General features: G+C 65.3%; 18 protein-coding genes and 1 pseudogene. 3 read left to right on the top strand and 16 right to left on the bottom strand.

Annotation, left to right across the window (positions count from 1 at the left end):
• Positions 1-8 precede the first annotated feature (8 nt).
• Both ABZS42_RS14680 and ABZS42_RS14675 read left to right on the top strand, forming a co-directional pair.
• Positions 9-440, top strand: coding sequence for a hypothetical protein (locus tag ABZS42_RS14680; RefSeq protein WP_076473618.1), 432 nt, complete (start codon positions 9-11; stop codon positions 438-440).
• A 47-nt stretch (positions 441-487) separates the two neighbouring features.
• Entirely contained in the window at positions 488-763 is a 276-nt protein-coding gene (locus tag ABZS42_RS14675) for a hypothetical protein (protein WP_355145331.1), read from the top strand.
• A gap of 22 nt (positions 764-785) precedes the next feature.
• Here the strand turns inward: ABZS42_RS14675 and ABZS42_RS14670 are convergent, their stop codons facing one another.
• On the bottom strand, positions 786-2,615 hold the full coding sequence (locus ABZS42_RS14670) for a BTAD domain-containing putative transcriptional regulator (RefSeq protein ID WP_355145329.1): 1,830 nt from the start codon (positions 2,613-2,615) through the stop codon (positions 786-788).
• 519 nt (positions 2,616-3,134) lie between these two features.
• Here ABZS42_RS14670 and ABZS42_RS14665 point away from each other — a divergent pair.
• Positions 3,135-3,473, top strand: coding sequence for a hypothetical protein (locus ABZS42_RS14665; protein WP_355145327.1), 339 nt, complete (start codon positions 3,135-3,137; stop codon positions 3,471-3,473).
• A 14-nt stretch (positions 3,474-3,487) separates the two neighbouring features.
• On the opposite strand, the gene ABZS42_RS14660 is transcribed toward ABZS42_RS14665, so the two are convergent.
• From ABZS42_RS14660 to ABZS42_RS14590, 15 genes and pseudogenes are all read right to left on the bottom strand, one after another.
• A complete protein-coding gene (locus ABZS42_RS14660) occupies positions 3,488-4,081 on the bottom strand; it encodes a hypothetical protein (protein ID WP_355145325.1) in 594 nt (197 codons plus the stop codon).
• A gap of 130 nt (positions 4,082-4,211) precedes the next feature.
• Positions 4,212-4,646: an Imm1 family immunity protein gene (locus tag ABZS42_RS14655; protein ID WP_355145323.1), complete on the bottom strand. Its 435-nt coding sequence runs from the start codon at positions 4,644-4,646 to the stop codon at positions 4,212-4,214.
• Positions 4,647-4,693: 47 nt separating this feature from the next.
• On the bottom strand, positions 4,694-5,191 hold the full coding sequence (locus ABZS42_RS14650; protein WP_355145321.1) for an SMI1/KNR4 family protein: 498 nt from the start codon (positions 5,189-5,191) through the stop codon (positions 4,694-4,696).
• Positions 5,184-5,339, bottom strand: a complete 156-nt coding sequence (locus ABZS42_RS14645) for an Imm1 family immunity protein (protein ID WP_355145319.1) — start codon at positions 5,337-5,339, stop codon at positions 5,184-5,186. The genes ABZS42_RS14650 and ABZS42_RS14645 overlap by 8 nt, the downstream gene beginning before the upstream one ends.
• An 82-nt stretch (positions 5,340-5,421) precedes the next feature.
• Positions 5,422-5,832 (bottom strand): hypothetical protein, encoded by a 411-nt coding sequence (locus ABZS42_RS14640; RefSeq protein ID WP_355145317.1) that lies wholly within the window; start codon positions 5,830-5,832, stop codon positions 5,422-5,424.
• Positions 5,833-6,218: 386 nt separating this feature from the next.
• Positions 6,219-7,826 carry an RHS repeat-associated core domain-containing protein gene (locus tag ABZS42_RS14635; RefSeq protein ID WP_355145315.1) on the bottom strand — a complete coding sequence of 536 codons (1,608 nt, stop codon included), beginning with the start codon at positions 7,824-7,826 and terminating at the stop codon, positions 6,219-6,221.
• A complete protein-coding gene (locus tag ABZS42_RS14630) occupies positions 7,823-10,000 on the bottom strand; it encodes a hypothetical protein (protein WP_355145313.1) in 2,178 nt (725 codons plus the stop codon). Before ABZS42_RS14630 ends, ABZS42_RS14635 begins: the two co-directional genes overlap by 4 nt.
• Positions 9,997-10,242: a hypothetical protein gene (locus tag ABZS42_RS14625; RefSeq protein ID WP_355145311.1), complete on the bottom strand. Its 246-nt coding sequence runs from the start codon at positions 10,240-10,242 to the stop codon at positions 9,997-9,999. The genes ABZS42_RS14630 and ABZS42_RS14625 overlap by 4 nt, the downstream gene beginning before the upstream one ends.
• 91 nt (positions 10,243-10,333) lie before the next feature.
• Entirely contained in the window at positions 10,334-10,672 is a 339-nt protein-coding gene (locus ABZS42_RS14620) for a hypothetical protein (RefSeq protein ID WP_355145309.1), read from the bottom strand.
• Between the two features lie 290 nt (positions 10,673-10,962).
• Positions 10,963-11,217 (bottom strand): RHS repeat-associated core domain-containing protein, encoded by a 255-nt coding sequence (locus tag ABZS42_RS14615; RefSeq protein ID WP_355145453.1) that lies wholly within the window; start codon positions 11,215-11,217, stop codon positions 10,963-10,965.
• A gap of 187 nt (positions 11,218-11,404) precedes the next feature.
• The gene (locus ABZS42_RS14610) at positions 11,405-11,737 is read right to left on the bottom strand and encodes a hypothetical protein (protein ID WP_355145307.1); all 333 of its coding nucleotides are present in this window, start codon (positions 11,735-11,737) and stop codon (positions 11,405-11,407) included.
• An 11-nt stretch (positions 11,738-11,748) separates the two neighbouring features.
• Positions 11,749-12,810 carry an RHS repeat-associated core domain-containing protein gene (locus tag ABZS42_RS14605; RefSeq protein ID WP_355145451.1) on the bottom strand — a complete coding sequence of 354 codons (1,062 nt, stop codon included), beginning with the start codon at positions 12,808-12,810 and terminating at the stop codon, positions 11,749-11,751.
• Between the two features lie 435 nt (positions 12,811-13,245).
• A pseudogene (locus tag ABZS42_RS14600) lies at positions 13,246-14,018 on the bottom strand (transposase family protein).
• A gap of 399 nt (positions 14,019-14,417) precedes the next feature.
• Complete coding sequence (locus tag ABZS42_RS14595) at positions 14,418-15,560, bottom strand: SMI1/KNR4 family protein (RefSeq protein WP_355145305.1); 1,143 nt, start codon at positions 15,558-15,560, stop codon at positions 14,418-14,420.
• A gap of 96 nt (positions 15,561-15,656) precedes the next feature.
• Positions 15,657-24,335, bottom strand: coding sequence for a DNRLRE domain-containing protein (locus ABZS42_RS14590; RefSeq protein WP_355145303.1), 8,679 nt, complete (start codon positions 24,333-24,335; stop codon positions 15,657-15,659).
• Positions 24,336-24,484 lie beyond the last annotated feature (149 nt).

The raw sequence follows: 24,484 nt of genomic DNA, 5'->3' as shown, positions 1-24,484 counted from the left end.
GTGCCGTCGTGCAGGACACCCGCGCTCTCGCCCTGACGTTCGAGGTGAGCGGCCTGCCACCGGTCAAGACCGAGGCGCTGTCCATCTTCGCCGCCGGGCACCGGCAGGCGACGAGGGTCCGCGCCCTGCTCCAGGCAGCCCTGGCGGCGGCCCAGCACACCGGCTGGACCCCGCTCACCGGGCCGATCGAGGTGGACCTCGTGTTGCGCTGCCCGCCGGGGCATCGCACCTCCGACGCGAGCACTCTGCTCGGCGGGGTGTGCGCGGTGCTCCAGGACAAGAAGCGGGTGGCCAACATCGGCCTGGCCCACCTCGGCGTCCTCGTGGACGTCGCGCTCTACTCCGACGACCGGCAGATCCGCCGGCTGTCGTACGTCGAGCAACCGGCGGAGGAATTCTCGTACCAGGTGCGGGTGGCCGCCGTACCGAACGTGGTTTGACCGACGTCCGCGGTGGGGTACCGCGGACGCCGACGAAGGGAGCGCCGATGTCGGAGCCACATGTCACGCTCGACCCGCGCGGGTTGGACCCGGTGCAGCGGAAGCTGCGCGGCCCGCTGGAGGATCAGCTGACCTCGGCGCTCCAGGCAGCCACCGAACGGGTTCGCGCCGGCTACGGGGGCGAGCCCATCGAGCAGGTCTGTCAGCGGCTGCTCGACGAGACCCGGGCCGGCCTGCATCCCGACATCGCGGCGGGCTTCAACCCGGACATGGACGAGTTCTGCCGCGTCGCCGTGGCGATCGTGCGGGGCACCGTCGTCTGAGCACTGCCGGGCACGGAGGCGCTCAGGCGGCGACCGGGTCGATCCGCCAGCCGGTCAGCGCCGGCGCGGGAGCCTTCGCCAACTCCGCCGCGTAGTCGCGCACCAGGGCGGGCAGCCGGTAGCCGGCCGGCTCGTCGCGGCGCACCAGGTGCGCGTCGGCCAGTTCCTCCAGCGCCTGCCACACCCGGTGCACGCTGACCCCCAACCGGGCGGCGCTTCGCTCCGGCAGGACCGGGGCGTCCGGCGCCTCGCCGAGCTGCTCCAGCAGCCGGCCCGCCACCTCGTCACTGAACCGCACGGCGGCGACCCCGGTGGCGAGACGGGCGCGCACCGAGAGGTCCTCGTACGCCAGCAGGTCCAACCGGTCGCGGCCGTCACGCAGCTGCGCGACCAGGCCGGCCACTGACAGGTCCGGACGGCTCGCCAGCCGTGACCCGGCGATCCGTAGCGCCAGCACCGAGCCGGCGCAGAGCCGCACCAGCTCGGCCGTCGCGGCCGGGTCGGCGTTCAGCCGGTCGGCGAAGGCGAGCGTGGCGAGCAGCGACCTCGCCTCCGCAACACTGAGCGGGTCAAGGTCGATCCGGCGGACGCCGTCGAGGCTGCGCAGATGCCGCTGCCCGGCGACGATCAGGGCGGGCCCGGGGCCGGCCGGAATCAACGGCCGTACCTGCTCGGCGCCGGTGACCCCGTCCACCACGAGCAGGAGCCGCCGTCCGGCGACCCGGGACCGCACCCAGCCGGCCAGCTCGTCGATCCCGTACGGCACCTCGTCGGCCGGCACGCCGAGCGCACGCAGCACCCGGGCCAGCACCTCGGCGGGGGTCACCGACGGCCGGTAGCCGAGGTCGACGAAGACCTGCCCGTCCGGAAAGGCGGCGGCCACCGTGTGCGCCGCCCGTACCGCCAGGGCCGTCTTGCCGCTGCCGGCCGGTCCGCTGATCACCGCGGCGGCCGGAGCGGCGCCGGTCACGGCCGCGACCACCTCCGCCGCCTCCGTCGTACGACCGACGAAGGTGACCAGGTCGGCGGGGAGCTCGCGAGGAACGGTGACCGGCGGAGCCGCTGCCGGAGCCGGCGCGAGGACGGCGATCGGGGTGTCCGGAGGGACGTACGCGAGCCCGGGAGACCGGTCGAGCACAGCCCGGTGCAAGCGGGCCAGTTCCTCGCCCGGGTCGATACCGAGCTGTTCCTTCAGGGCGGTGTGCGCCTCGCGGTAGGCGGTCAGCGCGGCAGGCACGTCCCCGACCCGGTAGAGGGCCAGCATCAGCTGTCCCCAGCCCCGCTCGCGCAGCGGATGGGCGGCGATGTGCCGCCGGATCTCCGGGAGCAGGACGAGGTGTTCACCGAAGGCAAGGCGGGCTTCGATCAGCTCCTCGAAGACCTGGAGTCGCTGCTCGTCAAGGCTCGCCCAGCGGTTGTCCAGGGCGGTGCCGCGCGGCAGCCCCTCTCCGGCCGCGCCCCGCCAGCAGTCCAGGGCCGCGCGCAGCGACTCCACCGCGCCCACCGGGTCACCGCCGGCGAGTCGGGTCCGCCCCTTTCCCGCCAGCTGCTGGAACTCGGTGACGTCCAGCTCGTGCGCTGCCAGGGTCAGCTCGTACGCGTTCGGGCGGGCGATCAGGCGGTCGCCGAGCACTCGGCGCAGGTTCGCCGCGTGCGAGCGCAGGTTGGCCACGGCGGAGGCCGGGGCCTCGTCCTGCCACACCATGCCGGACAGCCGGTCCAGCGAGACGGAGCTGTTGGCGTCCATGGCGAGCCCGGCGAGCACAGCCCGTCGCTTCGGCGGAGTCGGTGTGGTGATCCGCCCGTTGACGGTCAGCTCCACAGTCCCCAGTAGCCGGATCTGCAGTCGCATGTCGTGAGCCCCCCGTTACGCCTTGAGCTGGCTCAGGCTAGACGGGCGGCGAGTCGGGCAACAAGCCGATCGGCGACTCGGAGAGTGTGATGAGTGTCAATGCGAAGGAACGGCGTGTCGACGTAACGGGCAGCGGTCGGAAAACGCTCCCACTGTGCCCGATGTGGACAGGATCCATCGACACATATCACAGTCAGGCCTGATCAGCGACAACCCCTACCCCGTCCGGATCGCCGGCAAACCCGCCTCGACGGGACGACTAACAAGCGGCGACGGACGCACGACCAGCACACACTGCCAACGCCCCGCCGCCAAGCCCTCACACGGCCGCAAGGTGATCACCGATCCGGTCCGGCCGGCTGCCCGTTCGGGTCGGCGGCACTCCACCTGGCGGTGCCACACCCCGCCTCAACCGCCGACCTGCGGGACCCTTCCACTTCATCCGTTTCCAGTCACCGACCCCACATCGGTGAGTCGCCAGGGGCCCGGGGCCTTCGCGAGCACGAAAGGGTACCCCGCTTGAATCTGCCTGCCACCGGCGACGAAGACGTGCTGATCGTGTCCCTGCACGACGAGTTCAGCACCGGCTCACTGCTCCACGGCAGCTGGCGCCGGCTGGCAGAGTCACCGGCCACGGATCTGGTGGAGATCCTGCGGTGCGGCCAGGAGGCGTGGGTACCGGCCGGTGCGCCGGTGCGACCGGAGACCGGGCCGGCCGCGCTGCGGCTCGCCGCCGACGTGCCACGCCTCCTGACCGACTTCATGTGGCGGGAGCAGCAGCCGGGCCGACAGTCCGGCCAAGCCGCGCTTGCGATCGGTGCCGTCCGCCTCCGACGGACGTCAAGGACCGTCTCGTGACGTCGCGGTGACGCTCAGAGCCGTGCGACGAGGTGCTGCACCACCTCGACCATCTTGTCGTGCGGGAGCTGCTGGGGGCCGATGAAGACCGCGATCCGCAGCTGCTTCTGGTACGGGACGGCGACGGCGGCCCCCCGCAGGTTGTCCTTGACGTACGTCAGGCCGTCGATGCCGTCCCCGAGCCCCGTGATCCGCTTGACCTGGCCGTCGGCGTAGTCGGCGATCTGGTCGATCGACTCGACGACCGTGCCGTCCGGATCGGGACGCTCCGTGACCGACAACGCGAACGGCTCGGCGCCGTCGCGCCCGTAACCGCAGGTGTAGCGCTTCGCTCCGTCGCCGAGGTCCTCGACGCCGGCCTCGCGCGCCTTGAGCTTGGTGCTCGAGGTGCCGCCCAGCAGGTCGATGACGGCGTCGGCCGTCAGTATCTTGCAGGCGGAGGTGACGGCCTTCGGGCGGGCCGGGCCTGTGGGGCTGGCCGCAGCGGCGGCCTTGCTGTCCGGGGCCACCCACTCGGCCGCTCCCGGCTCGGCGCAGCCGGCGAGGAGGGTGAGCCCAGTGACGGTCAGAGCCGCAACGTGGAGACGTGTGCCTGTCGTTTTCTTCATCAATCGGGCTTGCACGCTCGTACAGCGGCCAATGGGGCTCCTTCGTTACAACGGTCCGGGCAACGCGACGACGCACCCTGGTGCCGGCCTCCGGCCCGGTGCCGCCAGGGCCGGGCTGTCTCTCCAAGAATCACCAGAACTCCGGCTTCTCCCACTGGACGCACGTGGGCCGCTGCCCGCCGGACAGGCAGAACTCCTTCACCGCCCGACTCAATAGGGTTATGGGAATCTCCGAACGCGCAGGGAACTCGGTCATCTGGTTCACGCAGGAGTAACGAACCTCGGCACGACCCTTGTGCGACCCGACCGTCGTCCAGTTACCGCTGGCATCCATGAACTCGAGAACACCGACCTGGAGCGTGCGATCGGCGCCCACCAGCAGCTCATGGTCGGGAGTTCCGGAAGGTAGGGGTGACCGTTCCAGGGAATGCAGCTCAGCCAGATTCTGGTGGGTCGGCCCCGCCAACAGTGCATCGATCAGCAGGTCCACGTCCTCTGGCGTGGTTAGCAACTCACGCTCGTCGCCATGCTGTGGTCGGTAGTACGCCTCCACACGGAACTGCATGAACCGCCCTCCCGGTAGAGAAGCCCTTCGCAGCAGGAGTGAAGAACCTACTGGTCCTGATCGTCGTCGGCATACGCCTGACACGAGACCAGGCCGTTCATGAACTCTTCGAACGAGTTGGCAACCCGCCGGGGGACCCTGTCCTCGCCGACGTAGGCGACCGCCGGCTCGCCATCCGGACCGGACGTGGAGTAGTCCAGCATGACGGTGTCGGGACCGGCCGAAGGTGTCACACCCAGCACGACCCCGACCTCGGGGTAGCCCCACTCGGCGATCAGGTAAGCGGACAGGACGTCGAGCCCCTCGGGAAACCCGACACCCATGATCACGTCAACCTGGAAGTGGTCAGCCGCCCAGGACGTCCGGAAGCTCGTCGGAAAACAGCCGTCCTTCAGCACACCGCCGTTCTGCTGATACATCAGCTCGACGTACGCACGCGGCATGCGGACCCCGAGGGTCGCCTCGGCCCGACGCACCATGTCCGCGGTCAGCGTCGGCCCCGTCCAGGACGAGGGACCCTCTTCGAACGGAAGGCTCTCACTCATCCCCACCAGCTGCCCAACGCTCTCCGTTGATCTCGCCGCGGACCCACCGGATGCACTCGGGCCGGTCACCGGTACCGGTGCGACAGAACTCTTCCACAGCTGCTCGAACCTGCGCGAGAGGGAGGACGCTGCGACGGTTGTCGCACATGAGGTCGCGTATGCCCGGCCACCGTCTCGGCGTAGTGCTACCAGGCATCGGTCGGGAGGTGGAGAATTACGCGTCGGCCGGATCAGTACCAGATCTGGAAGCGGACGATGGCAGGCCGCGACACGTCGTCGCCAGAGATTCGCAGACGGGCGGGGCCCGGACGGTCGGTGATCGCCTGCAACTTGATCCCTTCGGCTGGGTCATGAAGGACGAACTCGCCGTGCAGGGATGAGATGGTCCCGTCGAACAGTGCGGCGCCAGCTAGGGCAAGGTCCGGCGAATCACCCTCGAACAGATCCACGGTCACCGGGCCGTCGACAGGATGCTGAACGCACAAATAGATCGAGTCCGCCGTGGCATGGATCTCGCTGTCCCCGGCCCATTCGGCATGCGTCTCCACCGAGTTGGCGTCCCTGAGGATGAGCAGGCCGTTGCCGACAAACGCACGAAATAACCCGAGGAAGCCGTCCTCTTCGTGGTCTCCGGCCGACACTGGCACATCTCCTGCTCGGGAACTTCGCGCGGTCCGATCACGTCGTAGCACCGCGCCATGATCGTACGCTGAACCCCAGCGTGACGTTCTTCACCGCCACCCCGGCCGAGTCGTTCGGCGCGACGAAGAGCTGCCGCAGGGTTGCCCGCAAGAGCCGCCGGCCCCGGACGACAAACGTCGGACACGAGCGATAGGAGGAAACCCAGCCCCGCTCCCGTGCGTCTCCATGCCGCACAGAGGCCGCCGCTATCCGCCGCTACTGTGACTGCCGGTGGTAACGGGTGTAGGCGTCCTCAAGGCTGCCTCCAGCTAGGACATCGAGAGCGATCCGAGCAGCCGCGGTCCAGCAGTGACGGCCCTGTGCCAACCCCGTGAGCGCTGCTCGATCAGCAGCGGAGAGCGTCCGACGCAGCTCGTACGTCGTGTCGGGGCCAATCTGGGACCAGATCCAATACGCCGCGATCACCGCATCGCCAACGGCCGTGGGATCTGCAGCAACCTCCGAGGTGAGATACGGCAATCCCCCATCGTTGTCCCCAAAACGCAACGCCGTCGACGGTGAAGTTGTGTACACGCTGGACGCGGGTCTCGTGCCGGATGGCAGAGATCTGCACCCAGGTGCCCGACGACGTCTGGAGCCAGGCGCCGACCTTGAGCTGACCCGCGGTCACCCAGACCCCGGAGTCCGGCAGGTAGAACCGGTGGCCGTCGGTCGCGACGATCGTGCTGGTCTTGCCACCAGCCTTACCGTCGGTGTCGACCACAATGGTGACCAGCTTCTTGACCCCATCACCCTTGATCAGCTGGGTGACGGGACGGCTCTGCCGGTCCCCCGACTCCACATCGGCGGCCAGAACCCGATCCCCGACCTTTACCTCCTCGATGGGCTTACTACTCCCATCGGCGAGGAGCACCTTCGTACCCGGCACGAAGCTGTTGCACTTCGGCTGCGTCGGGGTCTCCGTCTTGGGCTTGGGCGTGTTGGTGGGCAACGCCTTGTTGGCGTCGACGGTCGCCTCGACGCCCTTCTCGACGTCCTTGACGGTGTCGATGCCGTCGGCGATCTTCTTACCCGTCTTCGCCAACTTCGCCGCAGCCACCGCGTTACCAGCCAGCGGAATCGCCGAAGCCATCGACAAGGCGGCGTCGACGTAGTTGCCCTCAGCCGCGTACCAGATACCGTTCGCGACATCGGCGACCTCACCGATCACCGGCACCATCCCCGCCACGTCCAGGGCGGCGTGACCGATGTCCGACCACGACATCCCGAACAGGTGCCCGTCCAACTCCACAAAGCTGACCGGGTTACCACCAGCGAACGAGTACCGGTTGCCGGTGAACGGATCCATGGACAGACCCATGTCCGCCAGCGCGCCGCCATAGGTGTCCCGCGTCAAGAACCGGTTCAACCCCGGGTCGTAGTTACGGAACCCCATGTCGTACGTACCCGAGCCCGCATCCCAGCGGGAGGCGTTGAACCGGAACGCGTTGTACGGCTCCTCACCCTCCGCAGTCTGACCCGGCTTGTCGACACCGGTGAACTGCGACTCGTCGTCCTTGCCGTACGCCGTGTAGCCGTACGTCGCCCGGGTGTTGCCGTCCTCCTTCGTGATGCCGATGACGTCACCACGCGGCCGGTAGATGAACTGCGAGTACTCCCGGCTGCCGTCATCCTTGTGCTTGATCTGGGTCAGCTGCTGACCCCACGGCGCGTACTGGTACGACTTGGTCGCCTTGCCGGCGACCTCCTCACGCAGCACCTGGTTGTCCATCCCCAGGTACGTGAACAAGGTGGTCTTACCGTCCGACGTCTGCGACACCGTCCGGTCGAACGGGTCGTACACGTAGGTCGTCGACTTGGCGGTGGCACCGATACCTGCGGTGGTCTTCGCCGTCCGGTCGAAACCGTCGTAGTAGTACTTCTGCGCCCGCTGACCACCGACCGACACCGTGTCGAGCCGACCCAACGGGTCGTAGTTGTACGTCGACGTCACACCCGCCGTCGTGGTCGAGTGCAACCGGTTCCGGTCGTACTTGCTCTTGCTGACGACGCTGTCGATCGTCTGCTCGACCGTGTTGCCGTTGGCGTCGTAGACGTACGACTCCGTCGACGAACTGTCACCGGTCTTGTCGAGCCGGGCGATCCGGTCCTGCGGTCGTAGCTGAAGACGTACGTGTTGTCGATGTAGTCCGACGAGTTGTCGGCGTTCATCAACTTGAGCACGTCCCGCGACGGGTGGCCGTTGGCCTGGTACTCCAGCGTGTGCTCCGCGACGGTCGCCCCACCGGAGGTCTTCTCCAGCTGGTGCTTCGTGGCGCCGTCGAGGTAGTACTCGAACTCCACGGTGTTGCCGTTGGGCTTGGTCTGCTTGAGCATCTGCCCGCGAGCGGTGTACGTGAAGCTCGAGATCTGCTGGTTGCCCGCCGACGGCGAGTCGGCGTTGGTCACCTTGGCGACCATGTCCCGCTCGTCGTAATCGATCTTCGACCAGGTGAGGTCGTGGGTCGAGGTGAGCGGGTTGCCGTTGTCGTCGTAGGTCAGCGACGTGGTGTTCTTCGGGGTCTGGTCGTCGACCCCGGCGAACTCCTTCACCGTCGAGATCTGGTTGAGCTCGTCGTAGCCGATGTCGTACCGGCTGGCCTTCGCGCCCGGGCTGAGGTCCTTGACCTCGACCAGCATCCCGTTCGGGTTGTACCGGTAGGTGAACTCCTTGCGCTCGTTGTCCACGTCACTGGCGTTGTCCCGCACCAGCTTGACCGCGTCGGCGAGCACCTTGCCCGTCGCCTGGTCGGTGACGGTGATCTTCTGGACGCCGTCCTCCTTGAAGGAGTAGCTGCCCAGGCTGATCCAGGTGCCGGCGTTCTGGGTTTGGTTCACCGTCTTGACGGCGCTGCCGCCGTCGTAGGTGATGGTGAACTTCGCATCCGTCGCGGCACCGCTGACCTGCGGGTGCCGAACGAACACCTCGTAGGTGCCGTCGCGCGGGATGGTCAGCTGCCAGTTGAACTGGGCCGAGCCGGTGCCCGCCGGAGCGGTGGAGACGTCGTAGCCCCACTGCCCGGTGGCGGCGCCATTGGTCCAACTGCCCTGGGAGGCGGTGTTGTTCGAGTCGGTGTTGTCGACCAGGACCACGTCCTTGCCGACCGGCACACCGTCCTCGAACCGCCGCTTCTCGTTACCGGACTGGAAGTACTCCCACGTCATCGTCCGGGTGACCGACCCGCCGGCCGAGGTCAGCGTGTTCTTGATCTGCTGGCCCAGGTCGTTGTAGTCGTACGAGTTGACGATGTCCCACGGGTCCTTGGACGTCTTCGTCCACCCGTTGTCGTAGTAGGTGTACTCGGTGTCGTTGCGGACCGTCTGCCCGTCGGACGGGGGCGCGCTGACCTTGGCCAGGTTGCCGATCTCGTCGTAGGTGTAGAAGGTCTTGTCCGGCGTGTTGTAGCGGCTGTCGTCCTTGTCGTAGGACGACCACTCCTCCTTCTTGCGGTTGAGCTCGTCGTAGACGGTCACCACAGCGAAGTCGTCGGCGTCGGTCGCGGTGTCCACGCCGCGCGGCGTGATCGCCTTCGTCTGGTTGCCGACCTGGTCGTACTCGTACTTAGTGGTGCGGTAGGTGATGTTGCCGGAGGAGCCCTTCTTGTGCGGCACCTTCGACTCGATCAGCGCGCCGCGGGCGTCGTACGTCGCCAGCGACTCGTTGCCCTCCGCGTCGGTCGTCCCGAGGGTCAGACCGTCCTTGTCGTACCGGGCGGTGGTGAACTTGCCCAGCGCGTCGGTGGTCTTGACGACCCGGTGGTTCCAGTCGTACTCGTACTTGGTCGTGAAGTCGTCCGCCGCGCTGGCGGTCTTCTTCGCGTCGTACAGGACCGTGACGTTGCCGACGTTGTCGTACTCCGAGACCACCTTCTGGCCGAGGCCGTTGGTGACCTCGATCGGCTGGTAGATCGCGTCGTACTTCGTGGTCGTCGTGTAGTCGCCGACCTTCTCCGTCAGGTGGCCCTGCGGCTCCGTGACGGTCAGGACGTTGCCGACCTTGTCGTACGTCGTGGTGGTCTTGCGCGCCGGGTCGTTCGGGTCGTCCTTCGGGGCGTACGCCTCGATGACCTGGTCGGTCTCGTCGTAGACGGAGGTCGACACCGCCCCGTTGGCCGCGTACGCCGTCACGATTTGTCGTTGGCGTCGTACTCCGGTGCCTTGGTCGTGATGAAGCGGTTGTTCGCCGCGTCGAGCGGCTCGACCTTCTCCTTCGGCCGCCCGAACGTGTCGTACGCCTGGGTGACCTTGGCGTTCTTGCCGTTCTTGACCTCCAGGGTGTTGCCCCGGTCGTCGTACGTAAGCGGATCAAGCCGGACACCCTCACGACTTTGCCGGGGCCTGGCCGGGGCCCTGGCCGAACGACGGATCAAGACCGGCCCTTTCCATAAGAGCAGACAGGGACCCTATTACGGGACGATGCCCACCGAATTTCATCCGGTGAGCATCGTCGTCGCTTCAACCCTAATTCCCTTCCAGCATCTCCGCTCGCTCGTTCAACGCTGCGGCGATCTCATTCCAGTCGGGACCGAAATTTCTCAGATCCGTCGCCGCCTCTCTCAACAGAGCCACGTCGTCCGGCCTCTGCAGACACGCCATTCGGTACGCGAGATTCCGAGCCCACACCGGTAAGCCCATCCAATCCTCGTCGAGCACGGTATGGAGCATGGCAACGATCTCATCCGCCGGTGCGAAGGTGACGACCTCGACGAACTCCTGCTCGATGTTCCTGACCTCGACCAGACCTAGCTCGCCGAACTGACCCGACGCCAGCGTCCGAGCCAGGTCAAGCAACGTTTCCATTCGGCCTCCACATCCCGTCAGTTGAGCTAGTATGTGCTGACGCCGATCCTATCGAGACCGATCTGGACTGCGTTGTAGGTGATCGATTTCCCATCCACATCGATCGCGCGATCCGCGGTTCCCACATTTCGCCCAACCTGGGAAGCACACCGCCACCTGACCTGAACTTCTCGATGCAGTAACGGCGGGGGAGCCGAGACCGGCGGCGGGCCGAAGGTCTCCAAGACCAACGGACTCGACCCGGGCGGTAGAAACCTGCGTAGGAATTGGGAGTCCGACGGCACGACTTATCAGATCAACACGGGGCACGGGTTCAACCGTCCCCATCGCACTGGCACCGACCTGCGGAGCACAAACCTGACCTCTGACCAGGTCGAAGAGGCAATCATTGCTGATCTGTCGCGGGACAGGAACCGGTTGAGGCCTGGGCTGTAGTCGCGGAAGCCCATGTCGTAGTTGCCGGAGCCCTGGTCCCGCCGCTTGGCGTTGAACCGGTAGGCGTTGTACGGCTCCTTCGTCGGGTCGGCCGTGTCCGGCTTGTCGATGCCCGAACTGGGTGTCGTCGTTATTGCCGTACGCGGTGTAGCCGTAGGTGGCCTTGGTGTCCCCGGCCTTGTCGATCAGCGTCTCAACATCGGTGTGCGGGTTGTAGCCGTAGCTGCCGCTCCTTCACTGGCCTTAAGCGGAGCGGTGCCTGCCGCCAGTACGACGACAGGCACCACCAACTCGATCCTATTCCTCCGCAGCGTCAGCCCGCTTTCGCAACTCCGCCGCTATGCGGTCCCAGTCTGGGCCGTGGTTGAAGAGGTCAGCCGCCGCTTCCCGCAGCAGAGACGAGTCATTGGGTCGCTGCAGGCAGGCCAAGCGATAGGCAAGGTTGCGGGCCCAAATTGGAAGGCCAGCGTAGTCCTCGTCGAGGACCGTTTCGAGCATACGGATGATGTCATCCGCTGGAGCGAACGTTACCGCTTCGAGAAACTCCAGTTCGACTTTCCCGAGGTCCGCCCGATCCTTACCCCAGTTGATCGGAGAGAGCAGCCGCCCCAGTTCCAATAGGTTTTTCACAGCCGTCCTAACTAGTTCAGCCAGTAGGTGCCGACATTCACCGAATTTGGTCCCGTCTGCGCGACTCGATAGCCGATAGAGCTCCCGCCTACATCTACCGTGCGTGTCGCAGCCTGAGCACCTCGTCCACCCACCGGCAATACGCCCCCTCCCGATTTGTAACCCTCGATGTCTTTAATGATCGCTTCCTCAACCTGATCCGGAGTTAAAGAGGTATTCCGGAGGTCAGTGCCACTCAAATCATGCACTCGATTGAAGCCGTGGCCAGTATTGATCTTATACGTCGTGCCATTGGGCTCCCACTGGCGGGTGTATTTCTCGCCGGCAGGGTCGCCCGTAGACTGCTTTACCTTAGGACCACTGACGGTCTCATTACCGGCTTTCGGAGGGTTCTCAAGTGCCCCCACGTCCTTGGCGAAGTTGGACGCCCCGTCTGCCATTGCGAAGATGCCCACACCAGCAACCAGGACACCGCCACCTGCAAGGACGGCACCGGCTCCGCAACCTGCAGCAGTAATGACGGCTCCCACACCGGTCACGGCGAGCGGCACCGTCACGCCGCATGCCACCGCTCCCGTCGCCATCATGCCCACGCCGATATCGGTCGCTACCGCGCCCAGAGCCACCTCTGCGGCATCAACAGCGAGATCTTGCAGCGTGTCTGCGTTATGGTTCACCCAGTCCGCAGCCGTGTTTGCGGCATCGCAGATACCCTGCGCCCAACTCCAGCACTCGTGGCCATCAAGCTCGATGGCACTGATCGGGTTGCCGCCGCCGAAGGCGTATCGGTTGCCGGTCCACGGGTTGAGGCCGAGGTGCATGTCGGCGAGTGCGCCGTTGTAGTTGTCTCGGGACAGGAACCTGTTCAGACCTGGGCTGTAGTCGCGGAAGCCCATGTCGTAGTTGCCGGAGGACTGGTCCCAGCGCTTGGCGTTGAACCGGTAGGCGTTGTACGGCTCCTTCGTCGGGTCCGCCGTGTCCGGCTTGTCGATGCCCGTGAACTGGGCGTCGTCGTTATTGCCGTACGCGGTGTACCCGTACGTGGCCTTGGTGTCCCCGCTCTTGTCAGTCAGCGTCTCGACGTCGGTGTGCGGCCGCGGGAACCTCAGTGCGGCGGCTGAGTCGCCGCATCGGCCTTCATCTCACGCCACTGGCCGCCATCGGCGCACATAAGGCCAACTTATGGGTCCGAGCTCGGCCCCGGCAGAGTCCGGGCCTGCGAGCGACATCAGTTTAGGAAACCGTTGCTCTATCCCCTGAGCTACGAGGGCGCGACGGCCTAGTCTAGCGACCTGAGGGTTCACCTGGGGTGGCAGGGACTGGCCCACGTTCACCCACGTCACCCGGACCCCTGTTCTCCCAGCCCAGGACCACACCCCGAGCACACGAACCCCGGTTTGCGACCGGTGGTCGGCCACGGTGACCTGTGTTGGCACCGGTTCGCCCGGGTTGGCATCCGGTGGAGAGCACACACCGCGCACATCATCGGAGATCAACTATGAGCCCTTTCATCGTGGGGTTCGGCTGGTCTGGACGTGATGTAGAACGAGGATGACCTGGACGATCGTGGTGGCGCGCCGGAGGCAGCAACGGAGCTTGGTCAGGACTTTCCAGCCCTTGAGGGTGGCGACGGCGCGCTCGCCGACGGCCCGAATCTTGGCGTGGTGGCGGTTGACGGTCTTCTGCCAGCGGGACAGTCGCGGTCGGTGACGGTGCCGCTTGAACGGCGTGCGAACGCTGCCGCCAGCGCCCTGGTACGCCTTGTCGGCGAATGTCATGACGTTCGTGCTGGTCAACGCGTCGATCAGGCCGTGGCTGCGGGCGGCGGTCAGGTCATGCACAGCACCGGGCAGGGCAGGCGAGGCCCAGATGAGGCGCCCCTTACAGTCCGCGATGAGCTGCACGTTTACCCCGTGGCGCTTGTGCTTCCCGGAGTAGTACGGCCTCTGGTCCGCGACCCGGTCGATCGGAATCAAGGTGCCATCGAGAATCGCGTACGCGAGCCGGCCGACGCGCCGTATGGCCGTCTTCAGGTCCTCGGCGTGCGCCGCGAGCAGGTCGGGACGTACCGCCAAGCCGTCGTGACGCTGACCGCGAAGCCGTAGCCCAGACGGGTGATGGTGTCACCGTTACGCAGGTGAGCCAGGGCAAGTAGGGCCTGCCCGCCGGCGTCGAGACGCCGCCACCGGCTCCGGCGCCGGGCGCGTTCGGTGCGGGTGAGGTCGGCCAGGTGGTTCAGGGTGCGGCTGGACAGCGCGACCGTCGACGGGTAAGACAGCACAGCGAGGCTCCTGGTTGGGGCATCGGATCTTGGTCGACTGCTGTCTTACCGGGAGCCTCGTCCTATGTCGACACGCCCTCTCCGCCGCGACCACCGTGACCAGGCCAATCACGATGAAAAGGGCTCGTTGTCGCCCAACCTCGTCCCGAACTGTTCGATCGTCACCCCGTCGGCCCCGACCGCTCCTCCGCCGACGACGGCGGGGCCTTCACCGCGTCTCCGCCACCGAGGCCGACTGTGCACTTCGCGTCGGTGATCGCACCGCTAACCTGCGCTTATTTGACTGTGGTGATCGACGAGTTCCTGGCGATTGGCCTCCCGAAGCCGGGCGCGGAGTCGGCGTTCGCGGGCGGTTTCCGGCCTTTGAAGGCGTGCATGTCGGGAACGGGACTGATTTCTTCAGCCGGCAGCAACGCCGGGAACGAACGTTACACCTCCAGTCCAGGGAGAGCGCGCGAAGGAAACCCCGAGCTGGCTTTGTTGACCGCTGTATTTAAGGAGGAAGGCGCTGAATGAAAAATCGTCAAAGAACACCGGCTGAAAATTGGGTGCGATCATCGCCACCCCCCACTGGTTGGGGTCTGTGCCGCCAGCCTTCCAGTTAATAGTCCAACCGTCGGCGGTTTCACCCCAGGCTATGAGCGCAACCGGCTCCGGATACAGCGCCGACCTGACAGCCGAAGGCAGGCCGGCCGCTCGCGCGCCTTGACGCCGCATAAGTTCGACCATGTCAAACCCACTCGGAGCCGCGGGGGCATAAATTCGTACGTCACAGAATATTCCGACGCCAAATTTGTCAATGAAGGACTTGTAATCGCCAGGGAAGGGGATGCCCAACTGCCTTTCCAAGTCCTCCCAGTTGCGCGCCTCTGGTTTTACGGCTGGCGAACCTAAGGCATTGGCTAGCTCAGGAAATTCGTTGCTTGGCATCCGACTGCCCCACCTATATGCATCTTGCACAACGCCGCGCGGAAGTTCTTGCCGGACTTTAGACCGAAAGACCCTGAAGCCTTTTGCCGAAGGAGCCGTAGTGGCCTCCGCAGTGGCAAGCGGGGCCACTTCTCCTAGCACAACCTCAAGAAGGAACTGACAGACGCCGCCCGAAAAGGAGTGCCATTCGGTAAAGTCAACGTCAGCCCAGACGACAGTCCACGAGTCGGAGTCCGCCGAATCTGTAAGCCAGAAGAATAGCTCACCTCGCGGGCCCTCCCCCCACGGCAGGAGTCCATTCGGCTCCGGGAAGATAGGATAAGGGAAGACCCCATCACCGTCCGCCCTCCAGGCGCGCATGTCATTCAGTCGATGCCTGTAGTAGCCTAAGAAGTCCTCAGGATCACCCTTCTTGGCACCGGGACGAACGACGGTTATCGCTTCGGCGAATTTTCCGTCCGGGAAACGTTCTACCAAAGCCTTGTAATCCCTAGGCAAAGCCAGATTTCCCAGGGACCGCTCGATCAGCGCCCAGTCAAAAGATCCGCCAGACTGATCCTCCGGCAATTCCGCAGCACTGACGAGTCTATCAATGCATCCCGGGAACGTCATCGGCGTTCAACTCCTTATACATACTCGCAGCAGACTGGACAGCTGGCATAGGCGTGCCCCGCCTCCACGACGCGAAGACGGGGCACCCAAGAAGCCCTACGGTCTATTATAGACCGGGATGTACATGCTTCCGCTAGCGCTGGTTATGTAGACGTCGATCGAGTAGGGAACAGGATCGCTCCCGGCAAGTTCTCCGTCATCGTGATAATAGCGCGGAATGACCGCATAAAAGACGCGCTCATTGGCATTGAGACGATCTCTCACCTGCTTCTCAACGCCCTCCATCCCGTCCCATCCGTTTGCATGTGGATACATTGCCACCATATTATCACGATTGCTGCTGCCACCGAATTCCCGAGCAATGAGATGGCCTCGGTGATGAGTGCCAGAAACCCATCCCGGAGGCGTGGCGGGCTTGCGACTATCGATGGCGGACGCACCCGGCGCGAGACAAGCGAAGGCACCACGTGCCCGGCCGTTGTCATCGAGCGGGAGGTACTGGATGTTTGACAGTGAATTCGTCTGACCTGCACACCCCCGCTCCTTATCTTCAATTTCATCCTTCGTAACATATTCTGGGCTAGGTGCCGAATCGCCTCCGAGCGCCAGAACCATACCAATAACACCCGCAGCGCGGAGCCATGGCGTTGCTGGTGGAGCGACTGGGGGTGCGGCCGGCGGCGCGAATGGAATTGGTGGAACCCCTACCGGCGGTGCAACCAAGCCCGTAGAAGGCTGTTGCACGCAGTTGCTGGTGCACGACGGGAGAGGTTCCCGGTTGTCGACAATCTCGCCACTGGCCGATTCATACAGCTGACACCTGTCATCCCCGCAGGACACGTGCCCATCGATCTCGACGGCGCTGATGGGGTTGCCGCCACCGAAGGCGTACCGGTTGCCGGTGAAGGGGCTGGCGCCAAGGTTCATGTCGGCCAGGGCACCGTTGTAGCTGTCCCTGGACAGGAACCTGTTTAGACCTGGGCTGTAGTCGCGGAAGCCCATATCGTAGTTACCGGAGGACTGGTCCCACCTCTTGGCGTTGAACCGGTAGGCGTTGTACGGCTCCTTGGTGGGATCCGCCGTATCCGGCTTGTCAATGCCGGTGAACTGGGCGTCATCGTTGTTGCCGTACGCGGTGTAGCCGTAGGTGGCCTCGGTGTCTCCGGCCTCGTCCGTCAGTTGCTCCACGTCGGTGTGCGGGTTGTAGCCGTAGTAGGCGTCTTCCTCGGCGCCGTCGTCGTTGTGCGTGACCTGCGACAGCCGCTGACCCCATGGTGAGTACTGATACGACTTGGTGATCTTGCCGGCTACCTCCTCGTCCAACACTTCGCCGGAGAGGCCGAGGTACCCGAAGCTGGTGGTCTTCGCCTTGGTGCTGCCGGCGTCGGTCGTCTTGGTCGTCGTGCGGTCCAGCGGGTCGTAGGTGTACTTGGTCGTCGACGTGCCGCTGGCGGTCTTCTTCCGGTTCTCGTTGATGTGGTCGAAGCCGTCGTAGACGTTGCGCTCGATCACGTCCCCGGCAGCCGTCACGGTGTCGAGTCGGCCGAACGGGTCGTAGTTGTACATGGCCGGGACGCCGTCAGTCGATGCGCTCAGCAGCCGGTTGCGATCGTAGTTGTAGGTGGTTGTGGCGCCCTTGATGGTCTGGTTGATGACGTTGTTGTTGGCGTCGTGGATGTAGGTTTCGGTGCCGGCGCCGTCGCCGGTCTTGATGAGTTTGGCGAGGCGGTCGCGGGGGTCGTAGGTGTAGTCGCTGGTGGTGTTGAGGTACGCCGAGTGGTTGTCGGCGTTCATCTTCTTGGCGGTGTCCTGGGTGCGGTTGCCGTTGAGGTCGTAGGTGTAGGTGTGTTCCGACACCAGCGTCCCGTTGGATTTCTTCTCGACCTGGGTCTTCAGCAGCCCGTCGAGGTAGTAGCTGTACTCGACAACGTTGCCGTTGCCCTTTGTCTCCGTCCTCTTCTCGCCCCGGTCGGTGTAGGCGAACGTGGTGGTCTTCTTGTCGGTGTCGTCCGCAGACTTGGCGTTGGCCACTGTCTCGACGAGGTCACGCGGGTCGTAGGTGTAGCTGGCGTACTGCCTGTCGTGCTCAGTGGTCAGCGGAGCGCTGTTCTCGTTGTAGGTGAAGGTCGTGGTGTTGGTGACCGTCTCGGCTTTGCTCTCGGTGACTTTCTCCACCTGGTTCAGGCCCGTGTAGGTGACCTGGTAGGTGTCGATGCGGACGCCGGGTGAGGAGTCGGTGATGGTCTTGAGGTTGCCGTTCGGGTCGTAGCGGTAGGAGTAGGCGTGCTTTTCGTTGTCGGTCTCTCCGGCGTTGTCCCGGACCAGCTTCACCGCGTCGGCGACGACGGTGCCGCCGGCTTGGTCGGTCAGGGTCACATTGTGGGTGTTGCCTTCGGTGAAGCTGTAGGAGCCGAGGCTGACCCAGGTGCCGGTGTTGGCGGTCTGGTTGAGCGTCTTCGGCGTGTCGCCGTCGTCGTGGTTGACCGTGAACGTGGCGTCGGTGGCGGCGCCGGTGACCTTCGGGTAGCGGGTGAACACCTCGTACGTGCCGGACTGCGGCACGTTCAACTGCCAGGTGAAGGTGTTCGTGCCGGTGCCCGCCGGTCGGGTGGCGTAGTTGTGGCCGTACTTGTCCGTCGCTTGCGTTTCGGCGGTCCAGGTGCCGGTGGCGGTCGTGTTGTTGAAGTCTGAGTTGTCGACGAGCACGACCTGCTTACCGACCGGCACACCGTCGTCCGTGCGGGACTTCAGTTTGCCGTCGGGGAAGTAGGACCAGGTCATGGTCCGGTTTGACGAGCCACCGGCTGAGGTGACCGTCCGCTCGGTTTGGGCGCCGAGCTTGTCGTAGCCGTAGGTGGTGACAATGTCCCACGGGTCGCTGCTGGTCTTCGTCCAGCCGTTGTCGAAGTAGCTGTAGGTGGAGTCGTTGCGGACGGACTCGCCGGCCGACGGCGGCGCGCTGAGGGTCTTCAGCCGGCCCACGTCGTCGTAGGTGTAGGTGGTGACGTCCGCGGTGGTGTAGCTGGCGTCGTCCTTGTCGTACGCGGTGCGGGTTTCCTTGACCCGGTTCAGCTTGTCGTAGACGGTGACGGTGGCGAAGTCGTCCGGGTCGTCCGTGGTGGCCACACCGCGCGGGCTGATCACCTTGACCTGGTTGCCGACCTGGTCGTACTCGTACTTCGTGGTGCGGTAGGTGATGACGCCGGCGTCGTTCTTGTGTGGCACCTTCACCTCGCTCGGCTTGCCTCGCGGGTCGAGGGTGACCGTGGTGGTGTTGCCGAGCTGGTCGGTGGTGGCCGTGACGAGACCGTCGCGGTCGTAGGTGCCGGTGGTGAACTTGCCCAGCGCGTCGATGGTCTTGGTGACCCGGTGTGCCTTGTCGTACTCGAGCACGGTGGTGTAGTCGTTCGTGTCGGCCGACTTGCTCTTCCGCGGGTCGATCACTTTACGGACGTTGCCGACATCGTCGTACTCGTAGGTGATCTTGTTGCCGTCGGCGTTGGTGACGCTGATCGGCTGGTAAATCTCGTCGTAGTCGTTGGTCGTGACGAAGTCACCGTCGTCCGGCGTCAGGTTGCCCTTCGGCTCGGTCGTGGTCTTCAGGTTGCCGACCTTGTCGTAGGTGAACGAGGTCTTCCGCTGCGGGTCCCCCTCGACGTCGACCGGCGCCAGCGTGTAATCGAGCTGGTCGGTCTCGTCGTAGGTGGCGGTGGTGACGGCGCCGTTCGGGGCGTACGACTCGACGACATTGTCGTTCTGGTCGTACTTCGGGGCCGGGGTGATGATGAAGTCACCGGCGTTCTGGTCCTTGGGGACCTTGTTCTCCAGCGGCCGGCCGAACGTGTCGTACTCCTGCGAGGTGACCTTGCCGTAGGCGTCGGTGACCGTTTTGACCTGGCCCCGCTCGTCATAGATGAACGTGGTCGCCTTGGTGTACGGGTCGGTGATGGTTTTCGGGTAGCCGTTGGGGTCGAAGTCCTTGTTGACGGTGGTGTTGCCGTTGGCATCCGTGGCGGTCAGCATCTGACCCCACGGGTCGTAGGTGTACCGGGTTGTGTAGTCGTTGGCGTCGGCGGTGGTGGCGCCCATCGGATCCACCACCCACGACAGGTCACCATCCGGCTCGTAGCCGAAGGTCCACTTGCGGCCCTCGGGGCTGGTCTTCTCGGTCAGGTCGGCGACGTAGCCGTTGAGCTGCCGCTGGTAGCCGAGGAGCGTGCCCGGGGTGCCGTTGGCGACCGCCTCGGCGTCCTTGATCTCGGTCGGGTAGCCGGTGTTCTGGTCGTAGACCCAGGTGGACGTGGCGCCGTTGTTCTCGATGAGCTTGGTGACGTTGTGGTCGTCGTCCCACTCGAGCGTGGTTTTCTGGTTCTTCGCGTTGGTGGTCTGCGTGGGTCGGCCGTAGCCGTCCTGCTGATAGGCGGTGGTGTGGTTCTCCGCGTCCGTGACCGTGGTGTTGATGTTGTTGCCCTGCGGCCCGTCCGGATCGGTGTACGCGAAGGCGGTCAGCCGCTCGTCGGGATGCCGGTCGTCGTACGACTTGGTGGTCCAGTGCCACTTCGGGTCGTCGCCGTCCTGCGGGTAGTTGTAGGCCAGCTCCGTGGCGTTGCCCCGCGGGTCGGTGGTCTTGACCAGCTTGACGTTCTTGTTGCCCTGGGTCATGTCGTAGGCGAAGCGGAACACCTTCTGCTCGCCCATCGTCCCGGTGGAGCCCTGCCCGTCGATCAGCTCACCCAGCAGGCCCTTGTCGGTGTAGGTGAAGGTGAGCTTCCGGCCCGAGATGTCGGTGATCTGCGAGATGTGATCGATGATCTTCGGGTTGGTCAGGCTCGACACGTTCGAAACCCGTGCCCAGGTGGTGTCGTCGATGTAGTCGAAGGTCTGACCCTTGACGTAGTAGTCGATTTTGAGGGTCTGACGGCCCGTCGGGTCAAGGATGTACTTGAGGAACTTCGTCGGCTTGTTGTTCGACTTGCGCTCCTCGTACACGAAGCGCATCTCGTTCTGGTTGTTGTCCACCACGCTGGTGAGAAAGCCTTCGCAGTCGTAGAAAAACTGCGTCCGGTCGGGCTTCGTGAGCACCCACGCCTTCGGCTCCTGCGTGTTGGGCTTGCAGTCCACGGCGGTGTACCTCTGCAGGTAGAGGTGCACGCCCTTCGGGCTCTTCCACTCGTTGGCCGCCGCGTCCCAGGTGAACCAGTGGCTGGTGCCGTCACCGTCGGTCAGCGTGACCTTGGTGGGGTTCGGGTTCGGGTGGAAGTCCAGCGGCGCCCCGAGGCGCATCATCGAGGACGCCTGGACCGACCAGCCGTAGCCGGCCACGGTGTCGCTGGTGTCCAACGAGTTGTAGGCCAGCCGTACGAACGTCGACAGACCCCGCGAGGGGTTGTTGAACGCGTTGTACGACCAGACCGTGTTGCCGGAGTACAGGTTGTTCATGACCGAGCCGCCCGCGCCGGTGTTCTTCCCCGCGTACGAGTAGAACTTCTCCAGACCCAGCTGGTCGGAGGTCGGCTCCTCCACGGCCACGTTCTGCGGCAGTGGCTGGATCGCTGGGACCGTGTCCGACAGCTTCTTGCCGGTCAGCTTGTTGTGCAGGTCCCAGTTCAGTACGTAGTCGGTGCGCTTGTTCCCGTCCGTCGACGACGGCGGGGTCTTCACCTGCGCGGCTACGTCGACCGTGCCACCCGCGGGGACGCTCTTCGGCAACGCCGTCTTCAGCTCGAAGCTGCCATCGGCGCCGTCGGTGACGTCCTGTCCGTCGACGCGTTTCCAGTCGTACGTGAGTTCCCAGTCGGTGGGGTTCCAGTCGGCGAGGGTCGGGTTCGACAGCGTCACCGGCACCGTGTACGTGGCGTTCGGCGTCGCCAACTCCGGTGTCGACGCCGCGTAATAGGTCGACTCCGCGGTCTGCTCGAGGTAGGTCACCTCCAGCGTCGGCCGCAACATCGGCTCAGCGCCCTCGGAGGAGAGCAGCATCGCCCGTGCGGTCTGGTTGACCTCGTCGCGTTGCCGCAGCAGCAGACCATAGTTGCTGGCCGGCTGCTTCACCCAGCCGTCCACCGCCGAGGTGACATCCCAAGTCTCCCACTCGGGGTCGTTGGTGAACCCGTTGAAGCTGGCCTTCCACGACGTGTCGTAGTCACCACCAGCGGTGGCCCAGGCGTTGACCCCGTCGTAGGTCTTCCAGGTCGCCTTCGTCTCGGTGAAATTCTTAGTCAGCTTGTAGACGTCGACGTACTCGTCTTGGTTCTCGCCCGGATACAGGTACGTGTTGTACATCCGCAGCTCGGCGTCGACGATCTTCGCGCCATCCGGGACACCGGTGAGGCTCCCGAACTTGATCAGACCCCGGGTGTCGCCGTAGTAGGGCGAGTTGTTGCCCGGGCTGACGTACGGGTCACCGTCGTAGACGTCGACGTTCTCCGTCGGCTGGCCCGCCGACAACGTCGTGTCGGTCTGCCCCGTGCGGTAGATCCGAGTGATCTGCCCAGCCTTCGGCAGCATCGCCGGCTGCGTCGGCCCCGCGATCACCTCGCCGTCGCGGGTCTTCACCGCGACCATGTAGTAGTAGAACTTCCGGTCCAGCGGATTAGTGTTGTCCGCCGCCGTCGGCACGGCCGTCGTGTCCTGGTACGTCAGCGTCCCGGTGGAGACCGGCGCGATCAGCGTCGCGGCCGACGGGGTGAAGTTCTGGTAGATGCTGCGGTGCACCTGGTACTCGACCGCGTCGTCGCTCGTGCTGCTCGACGGGTCGTTGTACTGGGGCCAGGTCAGCACGGCACCCGTCGAGGTGATGGTGGTCGGCGGGTTCACCGCCACGCCCGGCCGGCCGTAGGTGACGACCAGCTTCGGCAGGTTGTAGTCGCGCCGCGCGTTCTGGTACGCGTACTCCGACGCCTCGAAGATCGGCCCACCGCGGCCGAGCTTGTCCTCGTCGACCGCCTTGATCATGAACCCGTTGTTGGTGCTCGGGGCGTTCACCCACTCCTGCACCGTGTTACGCACCGGGAACGACATCCACGCGCTGGAGACAGCACGCTTCTTCGTCGCCACACCCCAGCGGGTGAACCGAACCGCATCAGCGATCACCGAGTTACCGACGTGATCGCCCAGCACCACCCGGCCGGTCGTGCCGGCGTCGAAGCTGTGCACACCGAGGGTCTTCCACTGGCCCTTGCCCGACGGCTCGGTCTGGTCCACCTCGTAGGTCTTGCTGCCGCCCTTGTAGTAGACCGTGTACGGCGTCTTGGTGTACCGGTCGTCGGTGTGTGAGACGAAGTGCACCTCGACCTGGTAGTCGCCCGCCTCAGTCAGCGTCGGCACCCACGTGTGCGTGTTGCCCGCGGTGGTGTCGTTGTTGTAGCGGTAGTCCGCGTTGATCGCCAACGGCGTCAACTCGGTGTTGCCCGAGTACGGCCACGTCCCGGTCACCGACGTGCCGGCGGCGCCCTCATCGACGGAGACCATGTTGCCCGACGGCTGCGCCGCCATGGCGTCCTTCATGCCGTCCCAGGTGGCCTCACCCTCGGTCCACCCGGAGGTGATCTTCCGCGCCTCCAACGCGACGTCGTACTCCCACGAGCCGTGCGTCTGCGAGTAGTACATCTCCAGACGCGCGTCATCGATCGGCGTGTTCACCGGAATCGAGGACGTCTTGAACTTGACCAGCGACCGCCACACCGAGCTGTCGGTGCCCACCTTCAGCTGCCAGGTGACCAGGTCCTTCCCGTACTGGTGCAGCGGGTCACCCTTGTAGATCTGCACGTCCTGGGCATCGTCCGGAACCGGCTGGATCTTGATGGTCGGGTCGACCACCACCGGATACGCGCGCGCCGGGTCGGCCAGCCAGCCCGCGTCCGGAGTCACCGTGATCGTCGACCGGCCACCGGACTGAGCCACCTTCTGGGTGACCTTCTCCGACCACACCTTCCCGTGCGGCGAGTCCTTGTCGTCCTTGTCGTCGTACATGAACGGCGCCGGCATCACGAACACCGGCTCACCGCCGCCCGCGCGCACGAACGCGATCGACCCGTCCTCGCGCTGCTGCGCCGTCAGCCCCGCAGTGTCCAGCGTGAACGTCCACGACACCGGCCCAGCCGGTGCCTTACGCAGGACGATCTTCTCCTTCAGCGCGGTCGACGTGACGTCGTAGACCACGTCCGCGCCGCCAGCCACGCCGGCGTAGGTCACCGTCGAGCCCGACACCTTCGGCGTGACCGCCTTCGCGGCACCCGACAGACCCAACTCGATGCTGCGCCCGTCCCGCTCGAACCGTGCCAGCTCGTCGGAGCTGTCACCGAACAGGCTGGTGAACGAGTTCGTCGAGTTGCCCTGGACGTAACCCTTCTCGTTCGTCGGCCGCACCGTCGTGTCGATCGGCTGATAACGACCCTCGGAGTCCTTGTAGTGCACCGGCGCCGCGGAGATCTCCGCCTGCGTGCGCCCATCGGACAGCTGGTACGTCTTGCTGTTCGCCGTCCGCTTCTCCGGCAGCTCCTTGACCCGCTTCTGCGGAGGCCACACCTTCGCCGCCGGAGCCTTCTCCTGCACCGACAGGCCGGCGCTGATCACCTCCGGTCGCGGCCGGCTCGGCCCGTCACCGACCATGCCCCGGGCAGCGTCGCCCAGCCGGTCGAACAGACCCTCTCCGTCGTCCTGGGCGCTCGCGCTGCCCTCTAATCTCTGGTCGGACAGGACAGCCGTCCCGCCCACGGTGGCGGCCAACGCCACCACCAGGGCCGCGATCAGCGGCCCCCTCAGGTTCCTTCTCACCCGTCACCCTCCGGTCAAGGGCTGATACGTCGGGTAGAAGCTAGGAGAACGACATACACGCGGAGCTATCGTCCGGCTATCGCGGCGCGATAGCGCGGGCGCGGACCGAGCGCCGACGGCGGGGTGGGGACGGAACGGGGCCGCCCCGC

It is taken from the genome of Micromonospora sp. NPDC005367, from assembly GCF_040606825.1.
Lineage (GTDB): Bacteria > Actinomycetota > Actinomycetes > Mycobacteriales > Micromonosporaceae > Micromonospora.
This window is presented reverse-complemented; position numbering and strand designations above follow the sequence as displayed.

Bases quoted from the DNA above. Each gene is read 5' to 3' on its own strand.
- ABZS42_RS14675 (WP_355145331.1), top strand. From the start codon at position 488: ATGTCGGAGCCACATGTCACGCTCGACCCGCGCGGGTTGGACCCGGTG.
- ABZS42_RS14650 (WP_355145321.1), bottom strand. From the start codon at position 5,191: ATGAGTGAGAGCCTTCCGTTCGAAGAGGGTCCCTCGTCCTGGACGGGG.
- ABZS42_RS14670 (WP_355145329.1), bottom strand. From the start codon at position 2,615: ATGCGACTGCAGATCCGGCTACTGGGGACTGTGGAGCTGACCGTCAAC.
- ABZS42_RS14620 (WP_355145309.1), bottom strand. From the start codon at position 10,672: ATGGAAACGTTGCTTGACCTGGCTCGGACGCTGGCGTCGGGTCAGTTC.
- ABZS42_RS14655 (WP_355145323.1), bottom strand. From the start codon at position 4,646: ATGCAGTTCCGTGTGGAGGCGTACTACCGACCACAGCATGGCGACGAG.
- ABZS42_RS14660 (WP_355145325.1), bottom strand. From the start codon at position 4,081: ATGAAGAAAACGACAGGCACACGTCTCCACGTTGCGGCTCTGACCGTC.
- ABZS42_RS14595 (WP_355145305.1), bottom strand. From the start codon at position 15,560: ATGACGTTCCCGGGATGCATTGATAGACTCGTCAGTGCTGCGGAATTG.
- ABZS42_RS14645 (WP_355145319.1), bottom strand. From the start codon at position 5,339: ATGTGCGACAACCGTCGCAGCGTCCTCCCTCTCGCGCAGGTTCGAGCA.